Origin of the sequence: Corallococcus sp. CA041A (assembly GCF_003612075.1) — a bacterium.
GTDB classification, from domain to species: Bacteria; Myxococcota; Myxococcia; order Myxococcales; family Myxococcaceae; genus Corallococcus; species Corallococcus exiguus.
In genome coordinates, this window is the sequence record NZ_RAWF01000031.1 from 42,188 (window position 1) to 49,493 (window position 7,306).

The window sequence follows — 7,306 nt, forward strand, 5'->3', positions numbered from 1 at the left end:
GATTATTTCCGACGCGGCGCACTCGACAGAACGCGTCGTGCGGGTGGGGAGACGAGGCCTGGAAGCGGGGCATTTTGCCCCGGGCCTTCAGTCATCCCGTAAAACAACAAATGTATCGATTTGGGACGGCCCTGGTGCCGGGCCGTCCCAAGGGTCCGCGTTACTTCTTGCCGGCCGGTGTGCCCGTTCCAGGCGCGGGAGTCGCGGGAGGCGCGCCCGGTCCGGGAACCGGCTCGGTGCCGGGCGGCGGCGGCTGGCCGTGGGGGACGATGGTCTCCTTCGGGCCGGATTCGAGCTCCGACTTGACCAGCTTGAAGTCCACGCGCCGGTTCTTTGCGCGGCCGAGCGCCGTGTCGTTGGTGGCGATGGGCCGGTCGAACCCGAAGCCCTGCGACGTGAGGCGCTTGCGGTCGATGCCCTTCTTCGTCAGGTACTCGAGCACCGACTTCGCGCGCCGGTTGGACAGGTCCACGTTGAGCGCACGCGAGCCCTTGTTGTCCGTGTGCCCTTCAATCTGCACGGGCCCCAGCGTCGGGTTCTTCGCGAGCACCGTCGCCACCTCATCCAGCAGCGGGTACGACTGCTTCTGGATGACCGCGGAACCCGTCTCGAAGAGGATGTTGCCCTTGATGCGGATGCGGTCCGACTCCACCACCACGTAGGGCGGAGCGTCGTACGGGCAGCCGTTGTTCTCGGGCGGACCGGCGACGTCGGGGCAGTCGTCCTCGCCGTCCGGAATCTCGTCGAAGTCCGTGTCCGGGCAGCCGTCGAAGTCCTTCAGGCCGGGCACCAGGGGGCACTTGTCCAGCGGGTCGATGACGCCGTCGCCGTCGGTGTCCTTGTCCGGCTCCACCGGGCAGCCCTTGTTCTCCTTGGGGCCGGGCTTGTTGGGGCACATGTCGTCGCCGTCCGCCACGCCATCGCCGTCGTTGTCCGGATCCGGGCAGCCGTCGAAGTCCTCGAAGTCGTCCTTGTCCTCGGGCTGCGTGGGGCAGCGGTCGCGCACGTCGGGCACGCCGTCGCCGTCGGAGTCCGGGCCCTCGTCCTTGAAGGTCTTGTCGTAGCGCAGCGCCAGCATGACCCGCAGGGCCTCACGGCCGTAGCCGGTGGTGACGTTGAGGCCGCGGCCCACGTCCAGCTCCACGCCCCAGTCGCCCCACACCTTCGCGCGGGCGCCCACCAGCAGCTCCCACGGCGACTTGAGCGAATCCGCCTGGTCGAAGTTGAAGGGGCGCGCCAGCGGCGTGCGCAGGTGCATTTCCGCGGTGGCCTTCACCTCGCGCAGCCGGCTGATGTCCGGCAGGTCCACGATGCCGCCCGCGCCCAGCGTCAGCTCGTCGTCCACGCGCAGGTTGAGGTACTGCGCCGCGGGGCGCAGCAGCACGCCCGCGTTGCCCAGCACGCGCACGGGCCCCAGCTTCTTCTCCACGGCCAGGCGCGGGGCGAACACCACGCCGCTCTCACCCGTGAAGCTCTGCGCGCTGCCGGTGGGCAGCCGCACCTCCGCCACCAGCGCGAGCCCCAACGGGAAGCGGTCCGGATTCAACAGGCTCACGCGAGGCAGCACGCGGATGTCGCCCAGCGTGGTGCCGCTCACGCCCGCGGCGCCAGGGAAGTCCGGCGCGTTCAGCGCGTCACCCAGCAGCGAGAAGTTGTCGCCCTGGATGAGCGTGACGGGCAGGTCCACGCCCAGCTCCAACCGCTCCAGCAGCTGGTAGGAGAACAGCAGGTGCGCGTCCAGCCGGTACGGCAGCAGGTTCCCCAGCTTCTCGTCGCCCAGCTTCAACGCGAGGATGCGCCAGTTGAAGTCGAAGAGCAGAGCGCCCCGGTAGCTGCCCACCGGTTCCACGGTGGCGCCTTCCAGGCCGATGCCGCTGGACTGCGCGGCCGTCGGTTTCACCGGGACGGCGTCGAAGCCTCGGGAGAAGGGGTCTGGTTGAGCGTGGGCCGCTGCCGTGGTGAGCAGCAGGCCCAGGAGCGCGAGTCGCAGGGCCGCGCCGCACGCGGACCGGCTCCACGAAGGTTCGGAGTCGGGGCATTGCATCCTGAGGCTCTTAGCACCCACCTCCCCCCGCCGGAAGAAAACCCACCCCCGCGGTGTGAGCTACAGCCCCATGCCATTTATACAAACCCCGATCATCTCGGATCCGCCGTGTGTCTTGTTGCATACGACACATTTCACGCGGGACCCCTGGGTTCCCGGCGCGCGTGACGCTGTGCGAGCAGCGAGAAGAAGGGCCATGAAACGCTGGCTCCTGTGGGGATGTGTCCTGGTGGCGGGCTGTGGCACCCGCGAGGCGAATGTGCGGCGCGACGCGCTGCACGCCGCGCCCGCGAACACGGTCGTCTTCGAAGGCAGCTGTGACGCGTCCGGCGCGGTGGAGCTGGGCCAGGGCCTGTTCGTGGTGGCGGACGACGAGGACAACATCCTGCGCGTCTACGATGCGCGGAAGGGAGGCCGTCCGCTGCGCACGGTGGACTTGTCGCCGTCGCTCGACCTGCCGGTGAAGAAGAAGCCGCCAGAGACGGACATCGAAGCGGGCTCGCGGCTGGGCAACCTGGCCTTCTGGCTGACGTCGCACGGCCGCAACAGCTCCGGCAAGAAGCAGCCCGCGCGCCTGCGCTTCTTCGCCACTGGCGTGGAAGACCCCGAGCACGTGCAGCTCGTAGGGCAGCCGTACACGCAGCTGTTGGAGGACCTGCTCGCGGACGCCCGGCTCGCGCCGTACGGGCTCGCGCAGGCGGAGCCGCTGCCGCCCAAGGAGCCGGGTGGGCTCAACATCGAAGGCATGACGGCGATGCTGGACGCGCCCGGGATGCTGATTGGTTTCCGCAGCCCGCTGACGCAAGGCAAGGCGCTGGTGGTGCCGCTCTTGAACCCGGAGGCGGTGGTGCGCGACGGCGCGACCGCGCGCTTCGGTGAGCCCCGGCTGCTGGAACTGGGCGGATTGGGCATCCGCTCGCTGTCGTCGTGGCGGGGGCGCTACCTCCTCATGGCGGGGGCCACCGCCTCCGAGGCGAAGTCGCGCCTGTTCACCTGGAAGGGCGGAGCCGACGCGCCGGTGCCGGTGACGTCGGTGGACCTGTCCGGCGTGAACCCGGAGGCGTTCTTCACGCCCGACACGTCGGAGGACATCCTGCTGCTCAGCGACGACGGCACCGTGCAGGTGGACGGCGTGGAGTGCAAGCGCCAGAAGGATCCGGCGCTCAAGCGCTTCCGCGGCGTGTGGACGGCGTTGCCGGAAAGCCCCTGAGCGCCGGAAGGGCGCGCGGACGTCAGCGCTCCATGAACCCCGACGCCGGGACAATCTGCACGGCGTCCGGACGCACCGGCAGCTTCTGCTGGATGATGAGCTCATCCAGCTTGAGCAGCTCCGGCGGCTTGGGCGACGCGTAGGTGATGGGCGAAGGCGCGCCGGACTTCAGCTTCTCCGCCAGCCCCTGCGCATCCTCCGTGACGTACACGAGCGCCAGCTTCTCCGGCGCCAGCTGCCGTTTGACGGCGGCCTGCACGGACTCCGGCGTCATCGTCGTCAGCGCGGAGCGGTAGGCGTTCAGGAAGTCAGGCGTGCCGTAGTAGAGCGAGTCGATGGCGAAGCCCAGCCGCCGCTGGTCGGTCTGCTCCCACAGGCGCGTGTAGCCCTGGAGGAAGCCGCGCACCAGGTTGAAGCGCTCCGGGGTGAGGGGCTCCTTCGACATGCGCTCCAGGAAGAACACCGCGCCGCGCGTGGCGAACACGCCGTTGGCGGGCACCACGGGGCGCAGCCAGATGGACACGTCCTGCTGGGTGCGCACCAGGTTGGTGCGGTTGAAGGTGCCGTTGCCCCGGTCCTCGATGAAGTGCTCGGCGTAGGCGTAGTCGCCGTAGTTGAGGCCGCGCTGCTCGCGAAGCTCGTTGAAGAGCACGCCGATGAACTGGCGGTGCTCGCCCAGGTTCGACAGCGCGAACGCCACCGGGAAGAAGTCCGGGTCACCCCGGCGCATCGGCGTGACGAAGCCCATGCTCACGGCGGTGGAGAGCGTGGGCTTCTGGAGGATGAGCGTGCGCCCCGCGGAGGACTTCACGGTGGGCAGCTCCACCCGGGGCGCGCCCTTGGCGGGCAGCGCGCTCAGGCGCGACGTCATGGTCTGCTGGAGGTTCGCGTCCACCGGGCCCGCGAGCCCGATGACGAGCCGGTCCTGCGTGAAGACGCGGCGCGCGTGCGCCTTCACGTCCTCCAGCGTGAGGGACTGGAGCCCCTGCACGGTGCCGCCGGTGTAGTGGGCGTACGGGTGCCCCGCGTAGATGAGCGCGTCCAGGCCCACCTTGCCGAGCGTCTCGTCGTCCTCGCTGCGCAGGCCGTTGCGCACGGCATTGAGCGCGTTGGCGCGCAGGCGCTCGAACTCCGCGGGGTCGAAGCGCGGCTGGAGCAGCGTGTCCGTGAAGAGCAGCAGGAACGCGGGCAGGAAGTCCTGGTGGACGCGGCCGGAGAGGGTGGTCATCTCCTTGTCGGTGAAGACCTTGAGCTCGGCGGCCATGGGGTAGAGCGCTTCCAGCAGCTGCGCGGCGGTGAGCCGCTGCGTGCCGCCCTCCGCCATCAGCTTCGCGGTGAGGGCGGTGAGGCCCTCCTTGCCCTTCGGGTCGTCGATGGAGCCCGTGTGGAAGACGAGCCGCAGGCTGACGATGGGCGTGTCCGCACGGGCCTGCACCACGAGGTGCATCGGCGGCGGCTCATTCAGCGGCACCGCGGGCACGGAGCCCGGTTCGGGAGGCGGCGTGGGCGTCGGAGTCGGGGGCGGTTCCTCGGGAGGCTTGTGGTGGGCGCAGCCGGCGAGTGACAGCGCGGCGGCCAGGACGAGCGACACGATGGCGCGGGTCTTCATCACGGCGTCCCTCCGGCGGCGACGGCCTTGGGGGTGAGGGTGAGGACGGTGAGGTTCTTGTCCTCGAGGTACTTCCTCGCGAACAGGGTGATCTGCTGGGGCGTCACGCTGCCCAGCTGCTTCAGATAGCTGGCGAGCGCGTCGGGGCGGCCCATCACGCCCGCGTAGAGGGCCAGGTCGATGGCCACGTCGCGCGGCGTCTCCAGGTCCATCAGCAGGCCATAGCGCAGGTGGTCCTGGATGGCCTTCAAGCGCACGCCGTCCACCGGGGCGCCGGCCACGGCCGTCACCTCGCGGCGCAGAACGGCGTCCACGTCGGCGCGGAACTTCTCGTCCTGCAACGTGGCGTCGATGGGGAACAGGTACGGGTCGCGGTGCGGCGTCGTGTAGACGTTCAGCGACTCGACGTACTGCTTCTCCAGCACCAGTTCCTTGTACGCGGGGCTGGTGTCGCCCACGAGGTACTCGGCGAGGATGGTCTGGATGGCGGCGTCGGCCGTGTCCGCGCGGGCGGCGGGCGTGTGCCACGCGAGCACGTGGCGCGGCTGCGTGGGCTGCGGCCAGTCCACGTGGACGGTGCGCTGACTCGTCTGCGGGGGCTCGGTGGGGATGATGACGCTGGTGGGCTGGCGCTGCCATCCGCCGTAGGCCTTGGTCACCTGCGAGACGACCTGCGCGTCGTTGAAGTCACCCACGATGAAGAGGGTGGTGTTGGCGGGCGTGTACCAGCGCTCGAAGAACGAGCGGCTGTACGCGTACGCCTTGGGCATTGCTTGAATGTCTTCGTAGAAGCCCAGCGTGGTGTGCTGGTACGTGTGGCGGGTGAAGGCCGTCTTCGCCAGGGCCTCCTCCAGCTTGAGGTCCGGGCCCGCGGCGTTCTTGTGGTACTCGCCCAGGACGGCGAGCGCCTCCGTCTGGAAGGCTGGCTCGGAATACTCCAGGTTCTGGAAGCGGTCGGCCTCCAGCGCGATGAGTTTCTCCAGGCCGGCGGTGGGGCCGTACACCTGGTACACGGTGATGTCGTCGGTGGTGAACGCGTTGTCGTCGAAGCCGAAGCCGCCGAGGATTCGCTCGCGCTGGCCCTCCGGGTTCGCCTTGGTCCCCTTGAACATCATGTGTTCGAAGAAGTGGGCGAAGCCGGTGCGGCCGGGCTCCACCTCGTTGCGCGAACCCACGCGCACGGCGGTGACGTACGCGACGATGCCGGGAGAGTTGAACGGCACGCGCACCACGGTGAGCCCGTTGGGCAGGCGCGTGGTGTTCAGCGTGTAGGGGAAGAAGCGGGAGGCGTCTGGAGGCTGCTGCGCGGACGCCGGCAGCGCCGGCATCATCAGGAGCAGCAGCAGGAGGGGCAACAGGCGGCGCATGCGCGGACCCTTTCGGTGCTGGGAACGCGCGGGACGTTACGCCGGAGGTAGGCCCGGGGTGGGTGGCTTTCTGTCGGCGCATGTCACCTGTGCGCCAGAGCCACGCCTCACAGGGTGATGACGATCTTCCCGAAGTGGCCGCCGGACTCCATGTACTGGAGCGCTTCGCGAGCCTGGGCGAAGGGGAAGACGCGGTCGATGACGGGCCGGGTCTGTTCCTGGGACATGGCCTTGAGCATGTCCTCGAACATCTCGCGGCTGCCCACGTAGGTGCTGACGACACGCAGGTGTTTGGCGCTGGTGGCGGTGGTGTCCGGCTTGCCGGGGGCGCCGGTGAGCAGGCCGATGAGCGCGATGTGGCCGCCCTCCTTGGTGGCCGCGATGGAGCGGGGCAGCGTGCCCGCGCCACCGACCTCCAGCACATGGTCCACGCCCTGGTTGCCGGTGAGGGTGAGCACGGCCTCCTCCCAGTCCGGAGTCTGGCGGTAGTTGATGAGCCCCTGCGCGCCCAGCTGCTTCGCGCGCTGGAGCTTGTCGTCCTGGCTGGAGGTGATGAGGACGCGGGCACCAAGGATGCGGGCGAACTGGAGGGCGAAGATGGACACGCCGCCGGTGCCCTGCGCGAGCACGGTCTGACCGCGCTTGAGGCCGCCCTGGGGGACGAGCGCGTTCCAGGCGGTGACGGCGGCGCAGGGGAGGGTGGCGCCCTCCTCATAGGAGAGCCAGTCCGGGAGGAGCACCAGCCCTTCGGCGTCCACGCAGACGTATTCAGCGAGGACGCCGGGGACGCCGCCACCGAGCGCGTGGGCGACCTTCTCCGGGGTGCGTTCGCCGTCGGTCCAGACCTGGAAGAAGGTGGGGGCGACGCGGTCGCCGACCTTCACGCGGGTGACGCCGGATCCCACGGCGACGACCTGGCCGGCGCCGTCGGAGCAGGGGATGAGGGGGAGCTTGAGGCCGGGGTAGGTGCCGCGGGCGATGATGAGGTCGCGGTAGTTGAGGGAGACAGCGTGGATGCGGACGAGCGCCTGGCCGGGGCCCGGTTGGGGCTGGGGCGCGTCCACGAGGGTCCAACT

At 69.7% G+C, this 7,306-nt stretch carries 5 protein-coding genes; 1 reads left to right on the forward strand and 4 read right to left on the reverse strand.

Annotated features, from left to right (window positions below; genetic code table 11):
• Positions 1-160 precede the first annotated feature (160 nt).
• Positions 161-2,044 carry an OmpA family protein gene (locus D7V77_RS08425; protein ID WP_120575753.1) on the reverse strand — a complete coding sequence of 628 codons (1,884 nt, stop codon included), beginning with the start codon at positions 2,042-2,044 and terminating at the stop codon, positions 161-163.
• 196 nt (positions 2,045-2,240) lie between these two features.
• Between D7V77_RS08425 and D7V77_RS08430 the strand changes: the two genes are divergently transcribed.
• Positions 2,241-3,254: a DUF3616 domain-containing protein gene (locus D7V77_RS08430; RefSeq protein WP_120575754.1), complete on the forward strand. Its 1,014-nt coding sequence runs from the start codon at positions 2,241-2,243 to the stop codon at positions 3,252-3,254.
• A gap of 22 nt (positions 3,255-3,276) precedes the next feature.
• Here the strand turns inward: D7V77_RS08430 and D7V77_RS08435 are convergent, their stop codons facing one another.
• The 3 genes from D7V77_RS08435 to D7V77_RS08445 form a co-directional block, all read right to left on the reverse strand.
• Complete coding sequence (locus tag D7V77_RS08435; RefSeq protein ID WP_120575755.1) at positions 3,277-4,863, reverse strand: pitrilysin family protein; 1,587 nt, start codon at positions 4,861-4,863, stop codon at positions 3,277-3,279.
• Positions 4,863-6,230 carry a pitrilysin family protein gene (locus tag D7V77_RS08440; protein ID WP_120575756.1) on the reverse strand — a complete coding sequence of 456 codons (1,368 nt, stop codon included), beginning with the start codon at positions 6,228-6,230 and terminating at the stop codon, positions 4,863-4,865. The genes D7V77_RS08435 and D7V77_RS08440 overlap by 1 nt, the downstream gene beginning before the upstream one ends.
• Before the next feature lie 107 nt (positions 6,231-6,337).
• Positions 6,338-7,306 (reverse strand): NAD(P)-dependent alcohol dehydrogenase (locus tag D7V77_RS08445; RefSeq protein ID WP_147452014.1); only part of this gene is annotated, 969 nt, incomplete at its 5' end.

What these genes read in the sequence shown, in the direction of transcription:
- D7V77_RS08425 (WP_120575753.1), bottom strand. Translation starts at nt 2,044, where the DNA reads ATGCAATGCCCCGACTCCGAACCTTCGTGGAGCCGGTCCGCGTGCGGC.
- D7V77_RS08430 (WP_120575754.1), top strand. Translation starts at nt 2,241, where the DNA reads ATGAAACGCTGGCTCCTGTGGGGATGTGTCCTGGTGGCGGGCTGTGGC.
- D7V77_RS08435 (WP_120575755.1), bottom strand. Translation starts at nt 4,863, where the DNA reads ATGAAGACCCGCGCCATCGTGTCGCTCGTCCTGGCCGCCGCGCTGTCA.
- D7V77_RS08440 (WP_120575756.1), bottom strand. Translation starts at nt 6,230, where the DNA reads ATGCGCCGCCTGTTGCCCCTCCTGCTGCTGCTCCTGATGATGCCGGCG.